This is a genomic window from Bogoriella caseilytica (assembly GCF_003752405.1).
GTDB classification, from domain to species: Bacteria; Actinomycetota; Actinomycetes; order Actinomycetales; family Actinomycetaceae; genus Allobogoriella; species Allobogoriella caseilytica.
Genome location: NZ_RKHK01000001.1, coordinates 1,145,991 through 1,171,570 on the forward strand (window position 1 = coordinate 1,145,991; position 25,580 = coordinate 1,171,570).

Below are 25,580 nucleotides of genomic sequence, written 5' to 3' on the forward strand. Positions count from 1 at the left end.
AGGCACCGGTTGTCGAGCGATGCAGGGGGGCGCTCGGCAGCCGGTGTTGTTTTTTCACGAGCGATGAGAGCGACCGGCCACCGCACAGGAGGAGTTGCCATGAACCGCCAGCCTCGATCCACCTCCCCCTCTCTCCTCCTCGTCGCCCTGCTGCTCGGCGCATGCGCCTCAGAGGACAACGGAAGCCAATCCGAAGCCGCAGCCTCTGACGTGCCAGCTGGCCTGGAGCGGGTCGAGACTGAGCGTGTGAGCCTGGCGGTACCCGAAGAGTTCCACGAGATCGACGCCCCCGCCGACTCCATCTGGCGGTACATCTACCAGAACGAGGAAGAGACCGCGCAGGTGGCTATTTCCGTACCGCTGGAAGGCTATGCCGCTCGCATGGCCACGAATGTCTACATCGACGTCATCGGCGGCGCGGTGGACGGGCTCCGCCCTGTCCCACCGGAGGAGCGCCCTGAATGGGAGCAGGACATCGGGGAAGAGGATCCCGAACTCTTCCACCGCTCACGCTTCACCTACGACGGATACGAGACGGTGCTGTGGTCCCTGGCGGGGCCGGAGCGCGAGGCCGTACTGGTGCAATATGTCAGCACGTCAATCGACGAGGACATCGCACAGGCGATCGAGCAGAGCATCTACCTGGACGAGGCCGACGCGACATAGCGCGGAGGCGAATACTGAGTCACGCGCCACCGCAAGCAAATCGAGGTGTCACGCACTGAGTATCTACCGCTCCACATACCGGGAGATCTCTGCGGCCTTTTCCAGCATTGGTTCGAGCTTCTCGGCCTGCTGGCGGCCCTTCCGCCAGACCACCAACGTCCGGCCACGGGTGGCGAGACCGTTCACCTCGCCTCGGGACGCCATGAGGTGAGCGCGCAGCCCACTGCTGAGGAGAGAGCGCAGCACACCCTGATCATGCGCCTTCGCCCACCAGGCATTGTCGAAGTCCGGATCCCCCGTGGTCTGGCTGGGCTGGCCGGCGAGCGCCCGTGAGATCGCTCCACCCCGAGAGGTCATCGTCAGAGACGGCAGTTCCTGGTCCATCGTCAGAGCGATCAGGTGGTAGAGAGTCGAGGAAGGATGCCGGCCGCCACCACTCCTCCTGCGCCGTGTCTTCTCCGTGGCGGAGAACTCCCAGACTCGAGCCTCTCGGCCCCGGTACGTGCCGCTGATGAGGTGGCGCGACCGGCAGTGGCGGAGCCTGCCGGAAGCGGAGATGGGCAGCTCGTAGCGTTCGGTCAGGCCCGGCGCATCCTCCTGGTACCGCCACGAGTGCCGCTCAGCGAACTCCCTTGTGCCCTTGACCGAGCGGCGCCGCCGCCGCTCGGTCCGCACAGTGGAGATCACGCCAAGGGACACCACCGCCAGGAAGGGGATGGCGACGATGAAGATCTCAGCCGGAGGCATGCTGGAACCTCCCCGAGCCGTACTTCACCTTCGCGGGTCGGTCTTCAGTCGCGGTCCCCGCCGTACCACTTGGCGGCCTGGCGCAGGGCAAGATGGCGCGTCAGGCCGAGCAGCGCACCGGAGACCGCAGCGAAGGCCACAACCTCCCAGAGTTCGAGGTCGGGGTCATCGGTGTTCACCGGCGCTTCGTGCCCGGTGACGGCCTTCCATCCAAGGCCCACCACCTTCGAGGTGACGACGGTCGCGCCGAGTGTGGCTCCGGTACTGACAAGCTTCCAGCCAATGTCCATGTCGCCAGCCTAACCACGTGACACAGGCCCTGCCCGTCCACCCGACCGTGCGGCGTCAGTCCTCCGACCGGCGACCACGCTCGGCCAGCCGGCGCGCGACCTCGTCATTCGACAGGCGCGCGGCCGCGGCGAGGTCCTCGGTGAGTTCGTCCACCTCAAGGTCCTCCGGGTCGATCCGACCGGTCCGGAACCCGGCACGGCCCACCATGTGGGCGGCGATGGGCGCGGTCACCAGCTGACAGGCGACCACCAGCAGCAGCGTCCACACCACCACGGGCTGACGAATCTGCAGTGCCAGGCCGGACATCAGCAGCACCAGACCGAGGTTCTGCGGCTTCGCCGCGGCGTGCATGCGGGTGAGCAGGTGCGGGAAGCGCACGACGCCGATGGCCGCGATGAGGATGAGCGCGGAGCCGCCCAACATCAACAGCGCCCCGGCGAGGCTGACCCCTTCGAGAACGGCGTCGCTCACGACCCCTCCTCCCCAGACTCGCTCCTTGACCCCACAGCGGACTCTTGGTCGGCGCCGTCGTCCACGCTGCCGATCTGGCCGCCGGCATCACCCGGTGCCGGGCCAGCAGTGGGTTGCTCATCGGGATCGTGCAGCGGTGCGGCGGTGTCGTCGAGCTCCTGGGCAGCGAGCTCCCGGGCCTCTGCCTCGGTGAGGATCCGGGCCTCCTCCGGCCGTTCTGCCGCGGCGAAACGCGCCATGGCCACCGAACCGACAAAACCCACCACGGCGAGCACTGCGAGCACCGGGACCAGATCAGATCTGCCGGTACTGGCGGTGATCAACGCGATGCCACCGAGCACGATGACCGTGGTGACATCGAGGGAGACCACCCGGTCGAACATCGTGGGGCCCTTCTCCATCCGCCAGAGTGCCAGCACAGCGGCGGCCACGAGCAGCGCCAGGCAGATCGCCAGCACGACGGCGGTGACCTGAGTGATCATCGGGCAACCTTCCCCGCTCGCGGCGTGGAACCGGGGTGGAAGCCGGCCTCGCGGAGCTGCTCGTCCGAGGCGAAAGCCCGCAGAATCCGCTCCTCCTGCGCCAGGATGGCCTGCTCGGCCCCTTCCAGACCTCCCTGCATGTGCACGTCAAAGACGTGGACATACATGGTGCCGGTCAATCGATGCGCCTCCACCACCACCGACCCTGGCACCAGCGAGGTGAACCCGGACGTGAGGTACAAGAAGACGTCCGAATGCGAGTGCAGGCGTACCCGGATGACGGCGCCGCGTGGCGTACGCCGTCCGAGGGCGAAACCGGCCACCTGCACGGAGGCCACCATCACGTCGTACATGAACCGGGCCATGAGCCGGGCGAGCGCCCATGGGCGGACGCGCACGTCGACAGGGACCCGGGGCAGCGGCAGCACCACGGTGACCGCGAGCGCGAGCACAGCACCCATGATGACGTTTCCCCAGGTGAGGTCGCCCCAGAGCAGCACCCAGACGGCCGTCAGCCACGTCACCATGAGCAGCGAGGGGCGGCGGGGGCGCCAGGCCCTCCGCTGGTGGGAGTGCCGTGCGGGCGCCGCGTGCGGGCTCATTCGTCCTCCCCTGGGTCTAAAGCGTCCTGCGCGCTCTCGGACTCGGTGATCACATGGGAATCGCCCGTGCCGCGGACGCCATCGGGCAGCACTGCGTCCACGTATGGCGTGCGGGCCCGCAGATCCGTGGCCGCCGCATCGGTGTAGGTGAACAAGGGCCCGGCGATGACCACCAGCGCCAGCATCACGGCGACCAGTCCGGCGGCGGGGGCCACCATCGCTCGGGGCAAGACGGTCATCGTGCGACCACTCTCGGGCACACTCGGAACCAGCTCTTCAGGCGCCTCCTGCCAGAAGGCCATGTTCCAAGCCTTGGCCACCACGTACAGGGTCAGCAGCGAGGTGATGAGCCCGGCGGCGATCAGTCCGTAGGACAACAGCCCTCCGTGCTCCGCTCCGGCCTGGAGGAGCCCGGCCTTACCGAGGAAGCCCGTGAAGGGAGGTATCCCGGCGAGGTTGAAGGCCGGGAGAAAGAACAGCACGGCCAGCAGCGGAGAGAGCCGCGCCAGAGAACCGAGCTGCAGCAGGGAGGTGGTGCCGCCACGTCGCTCGATGAGGCCGGCCACCAAGAACAGCGTGGTCTGCGCCAGGATGTGATGCACCGCGTACACGATCGCCGCGGACAACCCGGCCGACGAGGTCATCGCGATCCCCCACAGCATGAACCCCATATGGCTCACCAGCGTGAAGGACAGCATGCGCTTGATGTCCACCTGAGCGACGGCGCCGAGGATTCCCACGAGCATGGTCGCCACGGCCACGACCATGAGTAGGTCATCAAGGCGGCCCTCGGGGAAGAGCAGCGTCTGGGTACGGATGATCGCGTAGATGCCCACCTTGGTGAGCAGCCCGGCGAAGACCGCGGTCACCGGGGCGGGCGCTGTCGGGTAGGAGTCCGGGAGCCAGGCCGAGAGCGGGAAGATCGCCGCCTTGATGGCGAATCCCAGGATCAGCAGCAGCTGGAGCACCAGCTGGATGCCGGGATCGAGTTCGGGGAGCCGCTGGGCGAGTTGCGCCAGGTTCACCGTGCCGGTGGCGGCATAGGTCGCAGCGATGGCGATCACGAAGATCATCGACGAGGTCATCGAGACGATCACGTAGATCGTTCCGGCCCGGATGCGTTCCCGCGTGCCGCCGAGTGTGATCAGCACGAAGCTCGCGGTCAGCAACACCTCGAAGCCGACGTAGAGGTGGAAGAGGTCTCCTGAGATGAAGGCCGTGGAGACCCCGGCCGAGAGCACGAGGAACGTGGGGTGATAGATCGCCACCGGCGCACCGTCGTCCCCGTCGGCGAAGCCCTGCGCCAGCGAGTAGAGCATGACGGCCAAGGAGACCACCAGAGACGTGACCAGCATCAGGGCCGAGAGGCGATCGGCCACCAAGGTGATGCCCACCGGCGCAGCCCAGCCACCCACATCCATGACGACCGGCCCGGAGTCCACGTAGACCAGCAGCATGACGGCGGCGGCCAAGCTCAGGGACAGCGTGGCAAGAGAGACCAGACGCTGAACTTTCGGCGAGCGGGCGAAGGCCAGCGCCAAACCGGCACCGACCAGCGGGAGGGCGACCGGGACCGCAACAAGCCAGTTCATCGCGACCCTCCCTCGCCCGAGTCGCTCTCGTTAGCGCTGTTGGGCTCTGAGCCCTTCTTCCGCCCGCCTCGTCTCAGTTCCGGCCGAGTCTCGTCCCTCGCCTCAGCCTCCACGACGACGTCGTTGGGCTCGGCGCCCTTCTTCCGCCCGCCTCGTCTCAGTTCCGGCCGAGTCTCGTCCCTCGCCTCAGCCTCCACGACGACGTCGTTGGGCTCGGCGAGATACTCGCCGGGGTCGTCCGTGGCCCGCTCCGAGACCTCGTCGCGCGCGGCGCGTTCGGCGACCCGGCGGTCCTCGAGGTCGTCCTGGACCTCGTCGTGGCCGTTGAGCTGCCACGAGCGGTAGGCCATGGCGAGCAGGAAGGCGGTCACGCCCAGAGTGATCACGATGGAGGTGAGCACCATGGCCTGCGGTAAGGGATCGGACATGTCCTCCGGCTCGGTCTGACCGAGCACCGGCGGACCACCGGCGCGGCCTCCGGCGACCAGGAGCAGCAGGTTCACGCCGTTGCCGAGCAGCGCCATACCGATCACGATGCGCGTCAGCGACCGCTCCAGCAGGAGGTAGACCCCGGTGCCGCACAGCACGCCGGCAGCAAGGAGCAAGGCCAGTGACGGCGTCACCTCGATCATGGTTCCCGGGCTCATGCTGGCTCACCCCCGACGGCTCCACCCGCGGACTCCACCGGAGCGGAGACGGCGTCCTCGGCCACGGGGTCGGGGTCGTCATAGGCGACGTCGGGAGCTTGGTAGCCCTCGAGCTCGCCATGGCGGTCCACCTCCGAACCCAGCGACCGCAGGATGTCCAGGATGACGCCGAGCACCACGAGATAGACACCGATGTCGAAGATCATCGCCGTGGCCAGGTGCACCTCTCCGAAGACCGGGAGGGTGAAGTGCACGATGGCGGATTGCAGCACCGTGCCGCCGAACACCAGCGGGACCGCTCCGACACCGGCGGACAGGAAGAGGCCCGCCCCGAGCAGATAGCCCGGGTGCAGGGGCACGGCCTCACCGAGTTCGTGGCGCCCGCCCGCGAGGTACCGCACGATCAGGGCGATGCCGGCCACCAGACCGGCGGCGAAGCCGCCGCCGGGCGCGTTGTGCCCGGACACCAACAGGAAGACGGAGAAGACCACGAGGGTGTGGAACACCACCCGGGTGCCGATCTCGAAGATCACCGAGCGGCGCTGCGGCTCGATGCTGCCGGCAGCGGGCAGCCAGGTCTGGTCGCGGCCGGACCCCTCAGGCATCCCCTGCGCGCCCGCGGTGAGCAGCAGACCGTGACGGATGGGGAACGCAACATCACCCACGGCCTGCCCGGAGGACCTCGGCACATCGCGAGCACGGTCCACCCGGCCCACCCGGGCCCGAAGGAACAACAGGGAGGCCACGCCGGTCGCCGCAGCGAGCAGCACCGAGAGTTCGCCCAGGGTGTCCCAGGCGCGGATGTCCACCAAGGTCACGTTCACGACGTTCTGGCCGTAGCCGTAGTAGTAGGCCTCGTCGGGGAAGTCCACCGAGACCGGCTCGTGGATGCGAGCCCCGGTGGCGAGGATCCCGATGACCACCACCGTGAGTCCGACGGCCACGCCGAGCGCCGCACGCCACCACCGGGAGCTGGCCAGCGGCCTATTGGAGAAGTAGGCGGGCAGACGCCGCAGCACCAACACGAAGACCACGAGTGTCGCCGTCTCCACGAGGACCTGCGTCAAGGCGAGGTCAGGCGCACCGTGCAGCGCGAAGATCAGGGCGACGCCGTAGCCGACTACACCGAGCAGGAGCACGGCCTTGAGCCGACGGCGAGCGCGGACCACCAGGATCGCAGTGCCGGCCACCACCACGGCCACCAGGGCCTGGGGCAGCGAGTCCCACGCCCGCACCGCCCAGTCGCCCGCAGCGAAACCACCGCTCACGCCGGCGCCCACCATCGCCACCACGAGGGTGACCAGGACGACGGAGAGGTAAAAGGGCAGCGAACCGCGCTGCGTCCGGGCGGTGACGCCCGAGGCGAGCTGCTCGAGCGTGCGCAAGGAGAAGCGATACGCCCCATCGAAGCCGCCTGGCGCGACGCTCTCCCGCAGGCGAGCACGCCGGCCCCGCCACGCGAAGAGCGCGGCGCCACTGGCCACGATCGTCGCGGTGATGGCCACCGGCCACCCCCAGCCCTCCCACAGGCTCAGGTGCCCGGGGGCTCCCGGGTACGTGGCGGTGTACGGGTCGAGCAGGGCTTCCAAGGGAGCCGGAGCGGTCCCGAGGGCCAAACCCGTGAGGGCGAGCACCACCGGAGGAGCCATGAGCAGACGGGAACGCCGTTGCACCACGGTGGCCGGGAGCGAGCGGCCGCCACCGGCCTGCTTGACGGCGAAAGCGCCCCACCAGACTCGCAAGCCGTAGGCCAGCGTCAGAGCAGAGCCGACTGCGATGGCCACCAGTGTGACCAGGTCCGCGACCGTGGCCAGTTCCAGGAGCTGCACGAGCGCCGCCTCCTTGGCCACGTAACCGATCAGAGGAGGAAGGCCCACCATGGAGGCCACCGCCAGCGCCGCGGTCACAGCCGCCACGGGGAGCCGGCGCCCGAGGCCAGAGAGTCTGCGTAGATCCCGGGTACCGGTGGACCAGTCCACGACGGCGACGAGCAGGAACAAGGAGGCCTTGAACAACGCGTGAGCGACCAACAGCGTGAGACCGGCCAGAGCGACGCCGCGGTCGCCGTGTCCAAGCAACACGACCAGCAAGCCGAGCTGGGAAACGGTACCGAAGGCCAGCACGAGCTTGAGATCGTGTTGGCGCAGTGCCCGGTAGCCGCCGACCAGCAGCGTGAGCAGCCCCAAGCCGAGCACCAGTGCCTTCCAGAGCGTGGCGGTCGTCTCCTCCGAGGCGAATCCGGGGGCGAGCCGGGCCACCAGGTACACCCCCGCCTTGACCATCGCAGCAGCGTGCAGATAGGCCGAGACCGGGGTGGGTGCGGCCATGGCGGCAGGCAGCCAGAAGTGGAAGGGCACCAGCGCGGACTTGCTCAACGCGCCGGCCAGCACCAGCGCGAGCGCGACGAGCAGCACGGGCGTGCTCCCGCTCAGGCCGCCGTGCGCAGCGGAGTCGACGAGTTCGGAGAGTCGGTAGGACCCGCCCTCCATCTCGCCGAGCAGGATGAAACCACCGAGCATGGCGAGCCCGCCGGTGCCGGTGACCACCAGGGACTGCTGGGCGGCACGACGTGCAGTCTGGCGCTCGTGGTAGTGCCCCACCAAGAGGTAGGAGCAGATGGTGGTCAGCTCCCAGAACACGTACAGCACAAGAGTGTTGTCCGACTGGACCAAGCCCAGCATGGCGCCGGCGAAGATCAGGAAGATCCCGGCGAAGCGGCCGAGACCGCCCGCGCGGCGGGGGAAGTAGGCCGCACAGGCCACCAGCACGAGGGCGCCCACCCCGGAGACCAGCAGAGTCATCACCAAGGACAGCGCATCGAGCCGGAAGTCCAGGTTCATGCCGAGCGCTGGCACCCAGCTCACAGACGCCTCTAGGGCCTCACCCGCCAGCACCTGCGGCGTGACGTACGCCGCCCACGCGAGAGCAGTGGCCGGTACCAGGGCCAGTCCGAGGAAGGCCCGTCGTCCGACGCGCCCCACGATCCACGGCGCCGCGACAGCGGCGACCAGATGGATCGCGAGAACGATCAGCACAGGCCACTCCTCAACATGGTGGCGGGTTCATTCCCGATCACGGGGTGTGCGCGCCGAAGCATCGGAGGGACGCGCACGGTGAGCACCGCCGACCGAGGCCGACCTTGCACACGCGGGGGGACCGGGAAAGTTTACCAAACCGTGACGTGACAGACGGCGTCAGTGCAGGTCAGCGAGGTCCACCAGGAAACCGTCGTCATCGCAGACGGCACCACCGGCGGCCTCGTACACCACGCTCGCAAGCTGCTCGATCAGGGCTATCGCTTGAGCGCGCGGGCGGCGTAGATTGCGCGGCACGCGGCTTGCCATGGCGGCCGGGTCGGCGGGGCGCCACCGGATGGAGTAAGAGATCACACCGCGCAGGGCCCAGTCCGCACCGCGGAGCACCAGTGGCGGGGCATCGGAGCCGGCCGCCGTGATCTCGATGAGGTCGAGTCCGCTGGGAACCCCGATCCCATAGATTTCCATGGCTTCCTCCGAGACCGCCTCGGCCGGGACGTCGGCCATGAGGTCGCGTGCCGCCGGGGCCACCTCCCGGATCGCCGCCAGACAGGCATCGGGCTCAAGCCAGATCGGCGAGTGGACGGTCAGATCGGTCGCCGAGTCCGGATCCGGCTCAACGACCGCTCCAGAACCAGCCAGGCGCAGCGCCCCGCCGAGCCTGCGCGCCATCGCCCGCAGGTGGTCCACGGCCTCCTGCTCCACGCCGGTCAGCACCCCGGAGGCGAAGGCGTCGAGAACCGGGTCGAAGCCGGTCAGCTCGGCGGGCAGGGGGTGTCCGCGCCGCTGCGGGCAATCGAGCACATAGGCGCTGCCGGCCTCGCGGGGCAGATCGAACTCGGTGCGAGCCTGCTCATCCACCTCGAAGGGTCCGCTCAAGTGAACACCCGGAAGTAGACGCAAGGTGCCCGGGCCGACCCAGGCGGCGGTGTCGCATCGGGAGATCGCGAGGGCCTCGATGTCCTCGGGAATGACGCCGACACCGGTGGCCAGGAGGTGGCGCGAGCGCGCGACCGCCAGATCCAGTGGCGGTGCCGGAGCCGGGCCGGATGCGGTCATTCCACCCGCAGGCGCGAGAAGTTCAGGTGGGAACGCGACGCAGTGGGGCCGCGCTGGCCCTGGTAGCGCGAACCCGACGCGCCCGAGCCGTAGGGACGCTCCGAGGGCGAGGAGAGCCGGAAGAAACAGAGCTGCCCGATCTTCATCCCGGGCCAGAGCTTGATCGGCATCGTGGCCGTGTTGGACAGCTCCAAGGTGACGTGGCCGGTGAAGCCCGGGTCGATGAACCCGGCGGTGGAGTGCGTGAGCAGCCCCAGGCGGCCGAGGGAGGACTTCCCCTCCAGGCGCGCCGCCACGTCATCGGGGAGGGTCACCTGCTCGTAGGTGGCCCCGAGCACGAACTCTCCCGGGTGGAGGATCAGTGGCTCGTCGGGGCCGGCGTCGACCAGGCGTGTGAGGTCGGGCTGCTCCTCAGCGGGGTCGATGGCCGGATAGCGGTGGTTGTCGAAGAGCCGAAAGTAGCGGTCGACCCGCACATCGAGGCTGGCGGGTTGGATGTTCGCCGGCTCGTAGGGGTCGAGCCGGACCCGGCCGGCGTCGATCTCGGTACGGATATCCCGGTCGGAGAGCAGCACGAGGGCGATTCTGCCACTGCCCCGCTCTGGTTGCGTCACGGATGCGAGGGCGGACGCCACCCGGGGCGGATCGGGCGGGTCAGTCAGCTCCTGAGTTTCGAACGCTGGCGCCCGACGGGCTACACTGATCCGGCATTGCGGGTGTAGTTCAATGGTAGAACTCCAGCTTCCCAAGCTGGTAGCGCGGGTTCGATTCCCGTCACCCGCTCCACGTCGAGGGCCTCTCCCGAGAGGCAGCCGAGCCGGTTTCACCGTAGGAATGGTTGGCATGACGGTCTTCGGATTCCACGCCTCCCACGAGCAGATTGGGCCCTCGCAGCTGCTGCGCGACGTCCAAGAAGCCGAGCGAGCGGGCTTCGACGCCGCAATGGCCTCGGACCACCACATGCCGTGGTCCGCGCGGCAGGGCCACTCCGGCTTCACCCTCTCCTGGCTCGGCGCGGCGCTGGCCACCACCTCGCTGCGCATCGGGCATGTGGCCGCCCCCGGTCAGCGGTACCACCCCGCGATCCTGGCGCAGGCCATCGGCACCCTGGGGCAGATGTTCCCGGGCCGCTACTGGACGGCGCTCGGCGCCGGGCAAGCCATGAATGAACACGTCACCGGCGATCCCTGGCCCGACCAGCAGACCCGGCGCCGTCGCCTGGAGGAATCGGCCGACGTCATCCACCGGCTACTCCAGGGCGAGACGGTCTCCCACACGGGTTTGATCCGCGTGGACCGCGCGCATGTCTACGACCGGCCCGAGACCCCCTCCCCCCTGCTGGCAGCCTGCATCACCCCCGAGTCGGCCCGGCGTGCTGCCGCCTGGGCGCAGGGCATGATCACGCTCAACCAAGGCGGCGCGGAACACGACGTCCAGGCCGCCTACCGAGAGGCCGGCGGGCGCGGCCCGGTGGCCCTGCAGGTCCACCTCTCCTGGGCACCCACCGAAGAGGAGGCGCTCGCCATCGCCCGAGACCAGTGGTCGGCGAACACCCTCGGCCCTCCCCTGGATCAGGACCTCCCCACACCCGAGTACTTCGATGCTGCCTCCCGCGAGATCTCGGCGGACACAGTGCGCGAAGCAGTGCGGATCTCGGCAGACCCCGCGCAGCATGTCGCGTGGATCAGCGACGACGTCGCCGCCGGCTTCGACGAGATCTACCTCCATCACGTGGGGCAAGTGCAGCAGCCGTGGCTCGATCTGGCCGGCGCCGAGATCCTCCCCGCGCTGCGCTCCTGACCCGCCCCCGCACACGCCCAGACCTGGAAAGGCCCTCATGCGCACCACGGACACTGCCGACCTCTGGTACAAGAACGCGATCATCTACTGCCTCGACGTCAAGACCTTCCTCGACTCCAACGGCGATGGGATGGGCGATCTGCCGGGCGTGGCGCAGCGCGTGGACTACCTGGCCGGGATGGGCGTGACCTGCCTGTGGCTCATGCCCTTCTACCCCTCGCCCCTGAAGGACAACGGGTACGACGTCTCGGACATGTTCGGCGTCCATCCCGCCCTCGGTGACCACGGCGATGTCGTCGAGCTGATCCACACCGCTCGCGACCGCGGCATCCGCGTGATCGTCGATCTGCTGGTCAACCACACCTCCGACCAGCACGAGTGGTTCCGTCAGGCCCGCCGCTCGAAGGACAATCCCTACCGCAACTACTACGTCTGGCGCGACGACGACCCGGGCGACACCTCCGCCGAAGCCATGTTCCCCGAGGCAGAGGACGGCATCTGGACCTACGAGGAGAAGACCGAAGAGTGGTACCTGCACCATTTCTTCTCCCACCAGCCCGACCTGAACACCGCCAACCCAGAGGTCCGCAATGCGATCGCCAAGGCCATGGGTTTCTGGCTCCAGCTCGGCGTCGACGGTTTCCGCGTGGACGCGGTGCCCTTCGCGCTGAACGAGTCCACCCTCAAGCACCTTGAGGACTCTGACCTGGCTGAGCCGCACGACTATCTCCGGGCGCTGCGCTCCTTCCTCCAGCGCCGCTCCACCACCGGCGGCTCGGCCATCATGCTCGGGGAGGTGAACATGCCCTACGAGGACCAGGTGGCCTTCTTCGGCGGAGAGGGCGGCGACCAGCTGACAATGCAGTTCGACTTCCTGGGAAACCAGCGGACCATGCTGGCCATGGCCCGCCAGGATGCGGGGCCCATCCGACAGACCCTGCGCGAGCGGCCCAGCAACCTCCCGGTCGACACCCAGTTCGCGAACTTCCTGCGCAACCACGACGAACTCGCCCTGGATCAGCTCCCGGAGGAGGAGCGCGAGGAGATCTTCGCCGCCTTCGGGCCCGAGGAGGACCACCAGCTCTTCGGCCACGGCCTGCGCCGTCGTCTGGCCTCCATGTTCAAGGGTGATCCCCGCCGGCTGAAGATGTCCTACTCCCTACTCTTCGCCCTGCCGGGCACCCCAGTGCTCTACTACGGCCAGGAGATCGGGATGGGGGAGGAACTGTCCATCGAGGGCCGCGGGGCCATCCGGACACCCATGCAATGGACCTCGGGCAAGAACGGCGGTTTCTCCTCCGCCGTGCCGAGCAAGCTCGTCAGCCCCCTCACCGAAGGGTCCTTCGGCCCGCGGCACGTCAATGTGGCCGACTCCCGGCGCGATCCCCACTCCCTGCTCAATCACATCACCCACCTGGCACACATCCGCCGGGAGAGCCCGGAGATCGGCTGGGGAAGCGTGGAACTGCTCGAGCAGCCGAACGACGCGGTGGTGGCGTACTGCTGCAGCTGGGACGAGGCCCGCACCGTGCTGCTGCACAATCTCAGCCCGGAGCCTGCCGTGGTGCCGATCCGCCTCGAGGGCGAAGCGCCGGGCACGATGCTCGCGGACCTGCTGGAGAACTCGACCCTCGAACTCGACGCCGACTGCCGCACGGAGGCAAACCTCGACGGCTACGGCTACCGCTGGCTGCGGGTCAAGCGCGAGGGCGACCCCCGGCTGATCTGAGGCTTGCTCGCAGGCGGCTCGTACCCGCCGGCGTGCTCACGCCCGCACGTGCGCCTGCAAGGCGCGGGCGATGGGGATATCCGGCGCCAACCAGTCGACATCAAGCATGTCCTCCGCCTTCAGCCACCGCACCTCGTCGTGGTCCTGCAAGGGCTGGGGCAGCGGCTGCGGCGCAAGGGGGGAGCTCGCTTCGCCGCCGGCGCTGATCAGTTCGGCCAGCCACACGCGCATGGCCAGCCCGTCGAGGATGGGCCAGTCACCGCCGTCGGCGGCTGCGAGTATCGGTCCCACCCGCACGCGGACGCCGAGCTCCTCGGCGAGTTCGCGATGCAAGGCGGCCTCGGGGGCCTCGCCGGGTTCCACCTTGCCGCCCGGGAGTTCCCAGCGGCCGGCGAGCTTCTCCGGTGCCGAGCGCCGCGCGGCAAGCACCTGCCGTGGGGCGCCGAGGGAATCGAGGATCGCGGCGGCAGCAACGAGGCGGGGAGTCACCCGGGCAGACTAGCGGCGCCGGCCGGCAACGTGGCGCCCCAAGCGTGGTGAACTGAGCCGATGCCACCGGAGGCGGGCCTCACAGTCCCGCCCTTCACAACGTCACTGGGGAGAGTAAGTGGCTGCCAGCGCCACTTACTCTCCCCAGTGAAGCGCCAACCGGTCGAGTTCCTCTCCGCTCAGCCGGGTGAGGTCGACCTCTACGGTCAGAGTGGCGGCGGCCTCGGCGGAATACGCAACTCCGCGCAGTGGCGCGACGTCACCCAGATCGCGGCCCCAGGCGAGCATCACGTACCGCTCATCGACCAGCTGGTCGTACACCGGGTCCACGTGCACCCACCCCCCGCCGGGAACCCAGACCGCGACCCAGGCGTGCGGCACCTGCTGACCGCGCTCCGCACCGCGGTCCACGTAGCCCGAGACGAAGCGTGCGGACAGCCCCACGGCCCGCAGGCAGGCAGACATCAGGTGCGCGAAGTCCGCCGCAGAGCCTTCACGCTGCTCCAGGACCGACTCCAGCGAGCTCCCCGCATGACCCGGCTGGTACTGCAGATCCTCGGAGAGCCGGCGGCACAGACCCATGAACGCCTCGGTCAGAGTCACGCCGCCCATGAAGCTGGGCAACGCGTACTCGAGCACCGCCTCCGAGGGAGTGGCGTACTCCGAGGCGAGCACTCCATCGACGACTGCCATGATGGCGGCCGGTCCTTCACCTTGCCCGCCGCGACCGGTGGCGCGGACGCCGGAGACCGCACTGACCGCGTCCGCCCAGGCCGGTGAGGGCATGGAGTGCAGGTCTGGGCGGCGCCGGGTGACTGTGATCAAGGACGTGGCCGAGACTTCCAGGATCTTGTGCGGTGCGGTGACGTGGAAATAGCTCGTCCGGTTTCCGGCGACATCGAGACGCTCCGAGGACTCTGCGGGCGCGGGATCCACCTGGAGTTCAGCGTGGTGGACGCGCTGGCCGCTGATTTGCCGCGGCAGGAGCAAGGCTCGCCCGTACGAGTTCGTGACCTCGTCGGGATAGCTGTAGCTGGCGCGGTGCGCCAGGAGGTAGTGGCGACCCTTGTTGCGGCTCATGTCTGCTTCCCTCCCCCGGGCCAGCGCGCCGCGACCGGGCGCGCAAGGTGCACCCGGGTGATCTCCTCATGCAGGCGAGCCAGCCGCCAGCCCATGGAATCCAATGCTGCGGTGAGTTCCGTGTGCCGCTCGCTCCACGGAAGTTCCTCGCCACGGTTCTCACTCATCTCGGCAAGCACCTCCTCGACCTCGGTGAGGAGGGCATCGCGCGCCACGCCCGCGCTCGGACCACCGGCAACTTCCGGCAGATCGGCGAAGCGGCGCCGCAACTCGATGAGCTGGAAGGCGAGCGAGCGCGGATTGGCCTGGTCGCGCAGCAGGAGTTCCAGGGCGCCGTCGACTCCTCCGGCCGGGTAGCGCCGGCGGAAGGTGATGCCGGACTCGCACGCGCCCACGACCGAATCGAGGATGAGTTCGCTGACCGCTCGGCTGTAGCCCGAAGCCACGGTGGCCGACAGCAAGGTGACCAGTCGCCGCGCCCGCTCCAGGCGCCGGCCGGTATCGAGGAGCATCCATCCGACATCGCGGACGAGGGACTCCCCCACAATGCCGTGCAGCGCGAGCAGCCCACCTTGGATCGACAGCACCACCGGAGCCAGGCCGACCTCCCCGGCCCCCTCTCGACCGCGACGGCGTTCACGTTCCCGATGCAGCGCGCGCTCCATCGAGGACAGCGCCACCCAGGCATCGGGGGTGAGGTTGTCGCGCACACCCGAGGCATCGCGAGTGAGCTGGGCGATGGTCCAGGCGATGCTGCCCTCGCGCGAGCCGTCGATGACCAGGTCCGGAAGGGAGGCCCGCGCGGTGAGCTGCTGCAAGGCCTCCAGCAGGACGTCGAGTGCCCGGCCACCGGCGTCCTCGGGACTGGCACCGGGCCGGGCATGGAAGTCGTCCCACCGGTCAGCCACCGCCAGCAGCAGCCGGCAAGCCGACTCGGCCCGCTCGAGGTGGCGACCCATTCGGTAGAGGCCCTCGGCGCTGCGTAGGGAGACCGCGCCGTCCCGGCCGGGCAGCGAACGGGGCTGCTCCTCACCGCCGTCCGCCTCCTCCAGCGTCCCACCGGCGAGCACCCACACGTCCTTGGCGCTACGAGGAAGCTCGTGCGCGGCCAGCGTGACCTGAGGCGGAGTCCCGTCGGCAGCGACGTGGCCAAGCGCCCCGGACATCACGGCGTAATCGCCCTCATGACTCACGGTGAAGGCGCGCATGCTGGTGGCCCGCGGCACCAGCCGACCGTCCTGCACTGCCGGGGTGGTCGAGGCCTCGACCGGTTCCTGGCCGACCCAGAGGGCGGGCCGGGAGGCAATCTCCGCCGCGAGGTCGGCACGGTCGTGGAGGCTGAGTTCCCAGCCGAGTACCGGGGGGCGCGAGTCACCGATGGAGCGCAAGATCAGGCGGGAGATGTTGGCGATCACGTGCGAGCACATCGACCGCTCACCACACCAGTAGGTCACCACCGAGGGCAGCAGCAGTTCCTCATCGCGCAGCGCGCGAGCCAGGCGGGGGAGATAGGTGGCCAGCGCCGGCGACTCCAGGACGCCGGCCCCCAGCGGATTGACCACACTCACCATGCCGGACCGCGCCGCCTCCAGTAGTCCGGCGGTGCCGGCCGAATCGGGGTCGAGATCCAGGGGATCAGCCTGGGCGGAGCGCACACCGCGCATGAGGACGTCGACCGGTTGCCGCCCACCCAAGGAGCGGACCCACACGCGCCCCTCGCTGACCTCGAGGTCAGCGCCGGAGACCATGGGTACGCCGAGCAGCATGGACAGGTAGCCGTGATCGAAGGCCGCGGTCTGGGTGCTGGGGGCCAGGATGGCCACCCGGGGATCCTCGCCGGCGAGTGCCGGGGCGACGACGTTCAGCGTTTGCCGCAGCGCCCGGTAGAAGGGCCCGAGGCGTTTGGTGCGCGAGTGCCGGTACGGGCCGGCGAAGACCTCGGAGACCACGCGCCGGTCGGCCATGGCATAGCCCAGTCCGAGCGGAAGGTCGGTACGATCGGCCAGTACCGTCCAGGCGCCATCGGCATTGCGAGCCAGGTCGGTGGCTCCGTGAAGCAGCTGATGCGTTCCCGGCAACTGAATGCCGAAGGCCGCGCGCTGATAGCCCGGATGCCCGAGCACGATCTCCGGCGGGAGGATGCCGGAGGTGAGCAGCGTGCGCTCGCCGTAGAGGTCGGTGAGGATCTGGTCGAGCAACTCGGCTCGTTGCCGGAGGCCGCGGCTGAGGTCGGTCCAGGTCTCATCCTCGACGAGTACCGGCAGTGGATCGAGGCGCCAGTGGGCATCGTCGGCAGTGACACCCTGATCCTCCAGCAGGGTGATGACGTCACCTTGTGCGCGAGTGAGGCTGTCGCCGGAACCGATGCGGGCGTCATTGGCAAGCTCTGCCCAAGCCTGGCGCGCGGAGCCCGCGGCTTGCAGCATCTCGTCATGGCCGGGGCCAGCTGAGCGATAGTCGTCGAGCAGGTCCAAAGCCAGACCCCTTTCTCACCCAGTGAAGGTAAAGCCGCCTGTGCTGATCCCCGACCGGCCAACGCCTACTTTACGCAAGATTTGCACGTGCCGGGGGAGATCCGGGCGCGCCGCGCTGGGACGTGACCCGGGACCGGCGCGCACCTCATGGCTCGGCGAGAGCGCCGTCATGACGACAGATGTATTGCCGTCATGACAATCACCGCCACAGCGTCATGACGTGGCAGAATGGCCACCATGCCGAAGATCATCGGGGCGACGCTTGCCGAGCACCGTACCCGCACCCGCACCGCCCTGTTCGATGCGCTGTCCGCCCTCATGCGTGAACGCGGTTTCGACGCCATCTCCCTGGCGGACATCGCCGGTCGCGCCGGCATCGGCCGCACCGCGGTCTACAACCACTTCCCTGACAAGGAAACGCTGCTCCTCGCCTTCATCGAGCACGAGACCGAGCAATACCTCGCCGGACTCGAAGAAGCGCTCGCGCACGTGAGCGAACCGGTGGAGAAGCTGCGGGTCTACGTCCGCCAGCAGCTCGCCCTGGCCCCGGACTATCACTTCGCTCCCGGGCCCGACCTCAAGCAGGTGATCTCCCGCGGAGGACTCTCGCGGCTACGGGGTCACGTCGCCCAGGTGGAGAACCTGTTGCGCGGCATCCTGCGCGAGGCGATTGCGGCCGGAGACCTGCCTGAGCAGAACCTGGATTCCGTGGTGCCGCTGGTGCACTCCTGCTTGAGTGGGCGCCCGACGCCCTCGGAAGAACCCGAGCGTTCGGCCTACCTCGACTCCACGGAGGCCTTCGTCCTGCGCGCGGTCGGCGCTCGCCAGCCCGCCATCGTCTGACCCGGGGCTGCCGTAGCCGCTACCGGCGGCAGATCCAGTGCCGGATCGTGACCACGACTCACGCGCAGTGGCGGTCTCACCAGTTCTGACCGCCGCCTCCACCGCCGCCTTCGCGGCCTTCATAGTCGTCGAACTCCTCCTGCGCCTCGCGGTTGCGCTCTTCCAGCTCGTCCTGCCGCGGATCACGAGGCTCTTCCTGCTGCCCGCCCCCGTCACCGTTGTCCTGCTCATCCTCCTGGCCGTCGCCGGAGTCTGAATCCTCAGGACTATCGCCGGGCTCCCGCTCCTGCTCTTGCTCCTGCTCGCGGGCCTCATCCCGCTTGTCCTGCTGCCGGTCTTCCGTCGCGTCCGGGTCGTTGCCGGACTCCTGGTCCTGCTGGTCCTGCTGGTCTTCCTGGTCCTGCTGGTCCTGCTGGTCCTGCTGGTCCTGCTGGTCCTGCTGGTCCTGCTGGTCCTGCTGGTCCTGCTGGTCCTGCTCGTCCTGCTGGTCTTCCTGATCCTGCTCGTCCTGCTCGTCCTGCTGGTCTTCCTGATCCTGCTCGTCCTGGTCCGACTCGGACTCACCGTCCGAAGTGCAGGGCCCGATGGCGTCCAGGGCGAGGTTGTACTGCTCCGCAGCCTCGGACGGCGCCCCCTCCTCGAGCAACGCATCGCCGACACCCTCGTGGGCCAGGGACAGGTTGATGCGCACTCGACACTCGGGGGTTGTGGGGTCGGGCATCCCCTCGGCGTCCTCGGTGCCCTCAGGCACCAGCTCGTGAGCGCGGAGCAGGTCGGTGAGCGCCGCCTCGAAGTTGGCGCCCGAGACCTCTGCGGTGCCGGAGTTGAACCACGCCTTCCAGGGCTCGATCGCCACACGCGTGAAGGGTTGCTGCCACCGGTACCGCTCTGCGGCCTCCTCGAAGCGGATGCCCTCCTGGTAGGGCGAACGCGCATAGGCATTGCCCGCCACCACTCCGAGCATCAAACAGGCGGCGAGCAAGGCGGCGCCCATCAGCGGCCAGGAGAAGGCAAGCATCGTCCGCCGCAGACGCAAGTGGGCCGGAAGCGGGGGCCGCTCAGCCTTCGGGCTGGCCGACCCCGCGTTCGCTCCGGGCTTCGGCGCCTCAGGACCGGGATAGTCAGTCACTCAGCCCACCTCCTTCAGCCGACGGAGACGTCCGCCCAGGTAGAAGGCCTCCCAGCCTGCCAAGCCGACAAGCAGCAGCGCGAACGGCCACGTCACGTCGCGATAGGTCTCGACGTCCCGCCGGCCGTCCTCAGCGATTTCTTCGATATCGATGGCGGTCACGGCGTCGTCGAGCGGCTCCGGGGCATGGCGGTGCCGGTAGGGCAAACCCATCTCCTCGGCCACGCGCTGCAGGTTCGCCTCGTCAAGGCGTGAGATGGCGGGCTCATCGGTGGCGGGGTCGATGATCCAGGGCGCATCTGTTCCGGGGCCGGAGTCCGCCGTGCCGTCATAGGAGCGCATCTGGCCGCCCTCCGCCGTCCCGTAGCCCAGCACCGCCCCGGCGTCGATGTCACCGGCGAGTGGAGCGAAGGAACGCTGCTGCTGGGGATCAGAGAGGTCGCCATCGGTGTTCTCACCATCGGAGAGGAAGAAGACGAGCCGCACATGCCCGGGGTTGCGTTCCACGGAGTTCGCCAAGGCTGTCTCCATCTCCGGCAGGGGCCGGTCGATCGAGGTGCCCGCGGAGTAGTGGGTGATCTCCTGCCGCAGCGTCTCGGTCCAGGAACGCAGTGCCCGGGTGTCGTTGGTGAGCGGAACCACCCGGGTGGGCTGGGAATCGAAGGCGATGACGGAGAAACGCGCCCCCGGAAAGGCGGTGAGAATCTGGTCGATGTCGTGTCGCACGCCTTCCAGGCGAGGGCGCCCGTCGTCATAGTCCTCGGCGACCATCGAGCCGGTGCGGTCGACCACGATGAACACATCCGCAGCAGTCGCAACCTCTTCGGTGTCAGCAGGCATGGCCGGAGTCAGGCCGATGATGCCGGTCAGGAGCACCATCGCACCACGCCGCAGCCACGCGGAGCCACCGCCGTCCGAGGTCGGGGCCCGGTGGGCGTGCCACCAGGCCCATCCGCACAGCAGCAGCGCCGGCCCGAGCACCAGGAGGATCGCCCACAGCGGCCAGATCATCCGGAAGGTCATGTCGATCATGCCCGCAACCTCCAGACCACCAGGAGGAACCCGGCCAGCCCGAGCGGCAACCAGGGGAACCATCGCTGCGGCTGATCGGTCTCGACCACGGTCGGGTTGCCCTCCAGGGCCACGGTCTGTTCCTCCTCGATGGCCTCCACCACCGGGGCCACCGAGGCCGGGTTCAAGGCTTCGACGAAGAGGCCGCCGTGCTCCAGGGTAAGACGCTCGAACTCGGCTCGTGTGGCCTCGGTGGCGTACTCGTCGGCCGCGGCATACAAGCCATGAATCGTGATGTCACGTTCCGAGGCCAGTTCGTAGACCTCCTCCAGAGCGAAAGTCGACTCCCCCATGGCGACGTTGTCGGTCAGGAAGATCACCGACCGCGAACGCTCCTGGTCGGCCACATCGAACTCGAAGATGCAGTTCGCCAGACCATCGCCGATGAGGGATCCGTCAAGGATCGCGTAGTTGACGGTTCCGGCGAGGTAGTGGATCAGCCGCTCATAGTCGTCCGGGTCGTAGATGAAGGAGGTGGGATCGAAGTCGAGCGCCTCGGCAGCGTAAGCGAGTTCTTCCTGGACCATGTCGTAGTCGTCGGTGAGCGGGAAGACGAGGCGCGAAGCGTTGTTCCAGATGCTCAGCGCGATGCGCTCGCCCTCAAAGTGATCCACGATGTCGATCAACGCTTCTGCCGTCTGCGATCCGAACTCGATCATGGAGCCGGACACGTCCAGGCACAGCACGATGTCGCGCGAGGCCAGCTCCTCGTTGCGCAGATCGCGATCCACCGGCCGGGAGGCGAGGACCGAGGCCGCGACCACAACCACCACCAGGCAGACACCCGCGACCGTCAATCCGCCGCGCAGGAGTCCCATCCGGCGCCGGTACTCCGGCAGCTCGGTGAGGTAGGCGGAGTTCGCCACGTAGGTCACCTCGCGCTGCGCCGCCACGCGACGCAACTGGTAGCCCAGGGATCCCGCGGCGATCACGCCCAGGATCAGCAGTGGCCACAGCCACGGAGTCACCATCGGTTGACCACCTCCTGCGCACTCGAGGCCGAGGCGCGCACCTCGGCCTCCGAGCGCTGCGCGAAGCTCGGCTCCTCATAGACGGCGAGGAGGTCACCGAGATGGCGGGTGGTGTCGTAGGAAGCCACGTCACCGCGGGTCCAGGTGGTCACATCGGTGCCGATCCGCTCCGAGGCGAAACGCCGCATGGTCGAGGAGAGCTCCAAGTGCAGTTCCCGCAGGTCGATCTCTCCCTCCTCGTAGCGGCCGAGGTGCTGATCGATCTCCTCGGTGTAGCGCTGGCGCAGCGAGGTGGTCATCGGCGCCGGGGTGAAACGTGCCTTCTTCGCTTCACGCGCCGCCACCCGCGTGGGGTTGGACCACCAGAACACGAAGACCAGCCAGGCGGCCACCAGCACCAGCAGGACGGCGGCGACCACAGGAACCCACCACGCATAGGTCTCGGGCGGGAGGAGGTCGGCCTCCAGCCCGGCGAGAACTGTCGCGCGGGATGAGGCTCTGGGCACCCCGGCGGGCGCCCACCCCTCAGCGGCGGGCCACACGGCGCTGCCTCCTCAGCAGATCGATGAGCTGGTCAACGACGGCGTCCGTGCCGGTCATCGTCACACCCTCGATGCCGCGACGCCGCAACAGGGCCTGGACCTCATCACGCCGCGCCGTGGCCGCCATGGCGGCTTCGTTCGCCAGGCGGGCATCGGCGCGCAAGAAGGCCGGCAAGGTCCGGCCGGTATCGACATCGGCTGTCACCTGTGGCCCCGCTCCCGCAGCCAGGAGGTCGGCCACGTGCACCACCATCACCTCATGCCTCGTGCGCAGGCGGCGCAAGGCATCCTCGTGCTCGGGCCCGGGCCGGGCTTCATCGGTCAGGAGCACCATGAGGGAACGCCGCGTGATCATGGTCAGCGCCCGGTCCAGCAGACGGCCGACATCGGCCGCGGGGGCGGTGACGTCAAAGGACTTCTCCACCACGCGCAGGAGCAACTCCATGTGCTCCGTGCCCGAGCGGGCCGGCAGGTGCTGGATCCGCTCGGCGTCTCCGGCCAGGAGGCCGACCGTGTCGCCGCGTTGGCGGGCGAGAAAGGCAATGACATCGGCGGCGAGCAGCGCCACCTCGGACTTCTGCTCCCCGGATGCCGCCGATGCCGCCATGGTGCGGCCGGTGTCGACGAGGAACACCACCGAGAGGTTCGATTCCCGCACAAAGCGCCGGATGATCGGGTGACCCGCCCGCGCCGAGGACTTCCAGTCGATGTCCGAGACATCATCCCCCGGGTGGTACTCGACCTGGTCGTCGAAGTCCTGACCGTGGCCGGAGAAGATCGAGCGGTGGCGCCCGTCGAGCAGACCGGCCGCGCGACGCAGCGTGGGCAGGTCGATCCGCGCGCGAACGGCGGCAAGACGGGAGGCGGTGGACATGGCCGGCTCAGGGAGTGGGCACCGTGGCGAAGACGGCGTCGATGAGCGCTTCCGGAGCCACATTGTTGGCCAGTGCGTCGTAAGTGCGCACCAGGCGGTGGCGGAGCACCGCGTGACGCAGGGCCTTGACGTCGTCGGGAACAACGTAGCTGCGACCAGCCATCAGCGCGATCGCCTGGGCGACCTGCATCAGGGCGATGCCACCTCGGGGCGAGGCGCCCACGCGGACGTGATCGGTGAAGTTCGGTAGCGGGCGCGGGCCGCCACCGCGAGTGGTGTTGATCAGCGCCACGATGTACTGCCGGATTGAGAGATCCACATAGACCCGCGAGACCAGGCTCTGCAGGTAGAGGACCTCCTCGATGGTGATCGGCTCGATCGATTCAGGCTTGCGGCCCCGGCCTTGAGCGGAGACCAGATCGAGGATCTCCACCTCCTCGCCGGGCGCAGGGTAGGTGACGACCTCCTTCATCAGGAAGCGGTCCATCTGCGCCTCGGGGAGGACGTAGGTGCCCTCCTCCTCGATGGGGTTCTGCGTGGCCAGCGTCATGAAGGGATGGGGCAGCGGGTAGATCTCGCCGCCGATGGAGGTCTGACGCTCCTGCATCGCCTCGAGCATCGCCGACTGGGTCTTGGCCGAGGAACGGTTGATCTCGTCCATCAGCACGAAGTTCGCATGCACCGGGCCAAGCTGGGTGGAGAACTCGTTGGTGGCGTAGTTGAAGATCTGCGTGCCCACGATGTCGTTGGGCATGAGGTCGGGCGTGCACTGGATGCGATGGAAGCTGCCCGAGACGGCCTGGGCCAGGGTGGAGGCTGCCGTGGTCTTCGCCAGTCCCGGCACGGACTCCAGCAGGATGTGCCCGCCGGCGAGCAGCGCCGAGACCAGGGCAGTGCGCAGGGCGTCCTGCCCGATGACCTTCTGGCCGAAGATGCGTTCCACCCGGCCGACCAGGTCGACTGCCCGCTGGGCCTCTTCGGCGGTGACCGGTTCCACCTGCTCGATGTCGCTGCTCATCGTTCCCCACTCGTGTCGCTGGACCGGGCGCATCTCACCCAGCAGTGTGCCAAGCCGGACCTCGGGCGCCCGCCGGACCGAGGGTACCCGGGCGATCCGCCAGGCGGTGCCCCTCACCCGGCCGCGGACACTCCTTGCCGGACGCCGACCCAGTCAACAGCCGAGGCATCTCAGGATCCGGGATGACCTCGGAGCGCCCTGCCTCTGGTCACGGCCTTGTCCTTGACTGGCCGGCATCCGGACAGACGCCGGATCACCATGGCAGCGCCTGCCGCAGGGCTGCGCCGCCACCCGAGATCGGAGAAAGCCCCATGGCTCGAACGGCCCCACATCGCCGCACCCTCATCCCGACGCTCCTCGGCGCCATGATGGTGATGGCGGCCTGTGGGAATGCCGGCGCCGACACCTCCGAAGAGGCCACCAGCAGCGCAACCGCACCGGCCGCTGAGGGTGAGCAGGAAGCCGTCCAGGGAGGCACGCTTCGAGTGGCTTTCCGCGAGGACATCGAGAACTACGATCCCCACCAGCGCCCGCAGCTCGTCGCGCGAACCGTCTCGCGCAACATCGCCGACACCCTCACCGACCAGGATCCCGAGACCGGCGAGATCGTGCCCTGGCTGGCCGAGAGCTGGGAGATCAGCGAGGACGTCACGGAGTTCACCTTCCAGCTGCGCCAGGACGTCACCTTCTCCGACGGGACCCCGCTCACCGCCGAGGTGGTCAAAGCGAACTTCGACCGCATCATCGACATCGGCCCCCTGGCCTTCGTGTCCGCTGGGTTGCTCCGCGGCTATGTGGAGTCCGAGGTGACCGGGGAGCACGAGGTGACGGTCCGCTTCGAGGAGCCGAACGCCCAGTTCCTCCAGGCGACGGCGGTGCAGTCGCTGAGCATCCTGGCCCCGGCCACCCTCGACCTGCCTCCGGAGGAGGTGGCCGCAGGGAACGTCATCGGCTCCGGCCCCTTCACCTTGGAGTCCTACGACCCCAATGACGGCATCCACCTGGCGGTGCGCGAGGACTACGCGTGGGGCTCCCCGCTCTACGAGAACGAAGGACGTGCCTACTTCGACGAGGTCGAGATCAGCTTCATCACCGAGTCCACCACGCAGGCCGGGGCCGTCGCCTCGGGGCAGGTGGACTACGCCTACCCCCTCGCGGCCGAGTCGGTGCCGGGCCTGGCGGAGAGTCAGGCTGAGCTACACCCCACGGTCATGCCGGCGATCGCCATCCCGATCGTGCCGCTGCTGCACCGCGAGGTCTTCGAGGACGAGCGCACCCGCCGTGCCCTGAGCCTCGCCACCGATCGCGAGGCCCTCGTGAACTCCGCCTTCCAAGGCCTCTACGAGCCGGCCACCGGGGTGCTCACGCCCTCGAACCCGGGTTACGCCGATCTCTCTGACCTCCTTGATCACGATCCGGAGGAAGCCGAGCGCTTGCTGGAAGAGGCCGGGTGGACCGAGATCGGGCCAGACGGCATTCGCGCCACACCCGATGGCGAACGCCTCTCGGTGGAGATCCAGTACACCTCCACCACCTACGAGACGATGTTCGAGCTGCTCCAGCACCAGTGGGCCCAGGCCGGGATCGAGTTCATCCTCACGCCGGTGGCCGACCTCTCGGACTACAGCATCCACGACTACCCCTTCGACCTGAGCACGTGGTCTCAGACCCGGGCCGATGCCGACGTGCTGCGCACGGTCTACTCCTCCTTCTACGAGAACCAGTCTTTCCTTCTCGGGCACGCCGACGAGGAGGTGGACGATCTGCTCGCCACCCTGCAGTCGACCGTCGATGAACAGGATCGCCTGGTGGTCTCCGAGGAGGTGCAGCGGCTGCTCGTCGAGCGCGGGTACACGGTGCCGCTCTTCGATCTCACCCAGTACTCCGCGTATCACCAGCTCACCGGTGTGGGGGCTGACCTTGAGGGCAAACCGCTCTTCGTGGACTTCCGCCGCGCGGACTGAGGCG

General features: G+C 68.6%; 24 protein-coding genes and 1 tRNA gene. 6 read left to right on the top strand and 19 right to left on the bottom strand.

Going from position 1 to position 25,580, the window contains the following annotated elements:
* Positions 1-99 precede the first annotated feature (99 nt).
* Entirely contained in the window at positions 100-666 is a 567-nt protein-coding gene (locus EDD31_RS05135; RefSeq protein ID WP_123303208.1) for a hypothetical protein, read from the top strand.
* Between the two features lie 63 nt (positions 667-729).
* Here the strand turns inward: EDD31_RS05135 and EDD31_RS05140 are convergent, their stop codons facing one another.
* The 10 genes from EDD31_RS05140 to dcd all read right to left on the bottom strand — a co-directional run bounded on the left by EDD31_RS05140 (position 730) and on the right by dcd (position 10,167).
* Complete coding sequence (locus tag EDD31_RS05140) at positions 730-1,413, bottom strand: hypothetical protein (protein WP_123303209.1); 684 nt, start codon at positions 1,411-1,413, stop codon at positions 730-732.
* Positions 1,414-1,457: 44 nt separating this feature from the next.
* A complete protein-coding gene (locus EDD31_RS05145) occupies positions 1,458-1,703 on the bottom strand; it encodes a DUF4235 domain-containing protein (RefSeq protein ID WP_123303210.1) in 246 nt (81 codons plus the stop codon).
* A 55-nt stretch (positions 1,704-1,758) separates the two neighbouring features.
* Complete coding sequence (gene mnhG, locus EDD31_RS05150) at positions 1,759-2,175, bottom strand: monovalent cation/H(+) antiporter subunit G (protein ID WP_211336057.1); 417 nt, start codon at positions 2,173-2,175, stop codon at positions 1,759-1,761.
* The gene (locus EDD31_RS05155; protein WP_123303211.1) at positions 2,172-2,657 is read right to left on the bottom strand and encodes an MrpF/PhaF family protein; all 486 of its coding nucleotides are present in this window, start codon (positions 2,655-2,657) and stop codon (positions 2,172-2,174) included. Before EDD31_RS05155 ends, mnhG begins: the two co-directional genes overlap by 4 nt.
* The gene (locus EDD31_RS05160) at positions 2,654-3,259 is read right to left on the bottom strand and encodes a Na+/H+ antiporter subunit E (RefSeq protein ID WP_123303212.1); all 606 of its coding nucleotides are present in this window, start codon (positions 3,257-3,259) and stop codon (positions 2,654-2,656) included. Before EDD31_RS05160 ends, EDD31_RS05155 begins: the two co-directional genes overlap by 4 nt.
* Entirely contained in the window at positions 3,256-4,851 is a 1,596-nt protein-coding gene (locus tag EDD31_RS05165) for a Na+/H+ antiporter subunit D (protein ID WP_123303213.1), read from the bottom strand. Before EDD31_RS05165 ends, EDD31_RS05160 begins: the two co-directional genes overlap by 4 nt.
* Positions 4,848-5,498 carry a Na(+)/H(+) antiporter subunit C gene (locus tag EDD31_RS05170; protein WP_425453688.1) on the bottom strand — a complete coding sequence of 217 codons (651 nt, stop codon included), beginning with the start codon at positions 5,496-5,498 and terminating at the stop codon, positions 4,848-4,850. Before EDD31_RS05170 ends, EDD31_RS05165 begins: the two co-directional genes overlap by 4 nt.
* Complete coding sequence (locus tag EDD31_RS05175; RefSeq protein WP_123303214.1) at positions 5,495-8,533, bottom strand: Na+/H+ antiporter subunit A; 3,039 nt, start codon at positions 8,531-8,533, stop codon at positions 5,495-5,497. The genes EDD31_RS05170 and EDD31_RS05175 overlap by 4 nt, the downstream gene beginning before the upstream one ends.
* Positions 8,534-8,692: 159 nt before the next feature.
* Entirely contained in the window at positions 8,693-9,592 is a 900-nt protein-coding gene (locus EDD31_RS05180) for a hypothetical protein (protein WP_123303215.1), read from the bottom strand.
* Entirely contained in the window at positions 9,589-10,167 is a 579-nt protein-coding gene (gene dcd, locus EDD31_RS05185) for a dCTP deaminase (RefSeq protein ID WP_123305162.1), read from the bottom strand. Before dcd ends, EDD31_RS05180 begins: the two co-directional genes overlap by 4 nt.
* Before the next feature lie 137 nt (positions 10,168-10,304).
* Here dcd and EDD31_RS05190 point away from each other — a divergent pair.
* The 3 genes from EDD31_RS05190 (at position 10,305) to EDD31_RS05200 (ending at position 13,121) form a co-directional block, all read left to right on the top strand.
* Positions 10,305-10,378 (top strand) — tRNA-Gly (locus EDD31_RS05190).
* A gap of 57 nt (positions 10,379-10,435) precedes the next feature.
* A complete protein-coding gene (locus tag EDD31_RS05195) occupies positions 10,436-11,392 on the top strand; it encodes a TIGR03885 family FMN-dependent LLM class oxidoreductase (RefSeq protein WP_170163196.1) in 957 nt (318 codons plus the stop codon).
* Between the two features lie 37 nt (positions 11,393-11,429).
* Positions 11,430-13,121, top strand: coding sequence for an alpha-amylase family protein (locus EDD31_RS05200; protein ID WP_123303217.1), 1,692 nt, complete (start codon positions 11,430-11,432; stop codon positions 13,119-13,121).
* A gap of 36 nt (positions 13,122-13,157) precedes the next feature.
* Here EDD31_RS05200 and EDD31_RS05205 read toward each other — a convergent pair whose 3' ends face one another.
* The 3 genes from EDD31_RS05205 to EDD31_RS05215 all read right to left on the bottom strand — a co-directional run bounded on the left by EDD31_RS05205 (position 13,158) and on the right by EDD31_RS05215 (position 17,164).
* Positions 13,158-13,610: a (deoxy)nucleoside triphosphate pyrophosphohydrolase gene (locus EDD31_RS05205; RefSeq protein ID WP_123303218.1), complete on the bottom strand. Its 453-nt coding sequence runs from the start codon at positions 13,608-13,610 to the stop codon at positions 13,158-13,160.
* Positions 13,611-13,745: 135 nt separating this feature from the next.
* A complete protein-coding gene (locus EDD31_RS05210; protein ID WP_123303219.1) occupies positions 13,746-14,690 on the bottom strand; it encodes a transglutaminase family protein in 945 nt (314 codons plus the stop codon).
* Positions 14,687-17,164 (bottom strand): circularly permuted type 2 ATP-grasp protein, encoded by a 2,478-nt coding sequence (locus tag EDD31_RS05215; RefSeq protein WP_123303220.1) that lies wholly within the window; start codon positions 17,162-17,164, stop codon positions 14,687-14,689. Before EDD31_RS05215 ends, EDD31_RS05210 begins: the two co-directional genes overlap by 4 nt.
* A gap of 237 nt (positions 17,165-17,401) precedes the next feature.
* Here EDD31_RS05215 and EDD31_RS05220 point away from each other — a divergent pair, with 237 nt between their 5' ends.
* Positions 17,402-18,007 carry a TetR/AcrR family transcriptional regulator gene (locus EDD31_RS05220; RefSeq protein WP_123305164.1) on the top strand — a complete coding sequence of 202 codons (606 nt, stop codon included), beginning with the start codon at positions 17,402-17,404 and terminating at the stop codon, positions 18,005-18,007.
* A 76-nt stretch (positions 18,008-18,083) separates the two neighbouring features.
* On the opposite strand, the gene EDD31_RS14855 is transcribed toward EDD31_RS05220, so the two are convergent.
* The 6 genes from EDD31_RS14855 to EDD31_RS05250 are packed head-to-tail and all read right to left on the bottom strand — an operon-like array spanning position 18,084 to position 23,612.
* Entirely contained in the window at positions 18,084-19,136 is a 1,053-nt protein-coding gene (locus EDD31_RS14855) for a hypothetical protein (RefSeq protein WP_211336058.1), read from the bottom strand.
* Positions 19,137-20,168 (bottom strand): vWA domain-containing protein, encoded by a 1,032-nt coding sequence (locus EDD31_RS05230; RefSeq protein ID WP_170163197.1) that lies wholly within the window; start codon positions 20,166-20,168, stop codon positions 19,137-19,139.
* On the bottom strand, positions 20,165-21,178 hold the full coding sequence (locus EDD31_RS05235; RefSeq protein WP_123303222.1) for a vWA domain-containing protein: 1,014 nt from the start codon (positions 21,176-21,178) through the stop codon (positions 20,165-20,167). The genes EDD31_RS05230 and EDD31_RS05235 overlap by 4 nt, the downstream gene beginning before the upstream one ends.
* Positions 21,172-21,684, bottom strand: a complete 513-nt coding sequence (locus tag EDD31_RS05240) for a hypothetical protein (RefSeq protein ID WP_170163198.1) — start codon at positions 21,682-21,684, stop codon at positions 21,172-21,174. Before EDD31_RS05240 ends, EDD31_RS05235 begins: the two co-directional genes overlap by 7 nt.
* 19 nt (positions 21,685-21,703) lie before the next feature.
* Complete coding sequence (locus EDD31_RS05245) at positions 21,704-22,594, bottom strand: DUF58 domain-containing protein (protein WP_123303224.1); 891 nt, start codon at positions 22,592-22,594, stop codon at positions 21,704-21,706.
* 7 nt (positions 22,595-22,601) lie between these two features.
* The gene (locus tag EDD31_RS05250; protein WP_211336169.1) at positions 22,602-23,612 is read right to left on the bottom strand and encodes an AAA family ATPase; all 1,011 of its coding nucleotides are present in this window, start codon (positions 23,610-23,612) and stop codon (positions 22,602-22,604) included.
* Between the two features lie 311 nt (positions 23,613-23,923).
* On the opposite strand from EDD31_RS05250, the gene EDD31_RS05255 reads away from it, so the two are divergent.
* Positions 23,924-25,576 (top strand): ABC transporter substrate-binding protein, encoded by a 1,653-nt coding sequence (locus EDD31_RS05255; protein ID WP_170163199.1) that lies wholly within the window; start codon positions 23,924-23,926, stop codon positions 25,574-25,576.
* The last annotated feature ends 4 nt before the right edge of the window (positions 25,577-25,580 follow it).

Excerpts from the sequence above, each read along its gene's own strand:
- EDD31_RS05135 (WP_123303208.1), top strand. The coding sequence starts at position 100 with ATGAACCGCCAGCCTCGATCCACCTCCCCCTCTCTCCTCCTCGTCGCC.
- EDD31_RS05140 (WP_123303209.1), bottom strand. The coding sequence starts at position 1,413 with ATGCCTCCGGCTGAGATCTTCATCGTCGCCATCCCCTTCCTGGCGGTG.
- EDD31_RS05145 (WP_123303210.1), bottom strand. The coding sequence starts at position 1,703 with ATGGACATTGGCTGGAAGCTTGTCAGTACCGGAGCCACACTCGGCGCG.
- EDD31_RS05155 (WP_123303211.1), bottom strand. The coding sequence starts at position 2,657 with ATGATCACTCAGGTCACCGCCGTCGTGCTGGCGATCTGCCTGGCGCTG.
- EDD31_RS05160 (WP_123303212.1), bottom strand. The coding sequence starts at position 3,259 with ATGAGCCCGCACGCGGCGCCCGCACGGCACTCCCACCAGCGGAGGGCC.
- EDD31_RS05165 (WP_123303213.1), bottom strand. The coding sequence starts at position 4,851 with ATGAACTGGCTTGTTGCGGTCCCGGTCGCCCTCCCGCTGGTCGGTGCC.
- EDD31_RS05170 (WP_425453688.1), bottom strand. The coding sequence starts at position 5,498 with ATGAGCCCGGGAACCATGATCGAGGTGACGCCGTCACTGGCCTTGCTC.
- EDD31_RS05180 (WP_123303215.1), bottom strand. The coding sequence starts at position 9,592 with ATGACCGCATCCGGCCCGGCTCCGGCACCGCCACTGGATCTGGCGGTC.
- EDD31_RS05195 (WP_170163196.1), top strand. The coding sequence starts at position 10,436 with ATGACGGTCTTCGGATTCCACGCCTCCCACGAGCAGATTGGGCCCTCG.
- EDD31_RS05200 (WP_123303217.1), top strand. The coding sequence starts at position 11,430 with ATGCGCACCACGGACACTGCCGACCTCTGGTACAAGAACGCGATCATC.
- EDD31_RS05210 (WP_123303219.1), bottom strand. The coding sequence starts at position 14,690 with ATGAGCCGCAACAAGGGTCGCCACTACCTCCTGGCGCACCGCGCCAGC.
- EDD31_RS05220 (WP_123305164.1), top strand. The coding sequence starts at position 17,402 with ATGCCGAAGATCATCGGGGCGACGCTTGCCGAGCACCGTACCCGCACC.
- EDD31_RS05230 (WP_170163197.1), bottom strand. The coding sequence starts at position 20,168 with ATGATCGACATGACCTTCCGGATGATCTGGCCGCTGTGGGCGATCCTC.
- EDD31_RS05235 (WP_123303222.1), bottom strand. The coding sequence starts at position 21,178 with ATGGTGACTCCGTGGCTGTGGCCACTGCTGATCCTGGGCGTGATCGCC.
- EDD31_RS05245 (WP_123303224.1), bottom strand. The coding sequence starts at position 22,594 with ATGTCCACCGCCTCCCGTCTTGCCGCCGTTCGCGCGCGGATCGACCTG.
- EDD31_RS05250 (WP_211336169.1), bottom strand. The coding sequence starts at position 23,612 with ATGAGCAGCGACATCGAGCAGGTGGAACCGGTCACCGCCGAAGAGGCC.
- EDD31_RS05255 (WP_170163199.1), top strand. The coding sequence starts at position 23,924 with ATGGCTCGAACGGCCCCACATCGCCGCACCCTCATCCCGACGCTCCTC.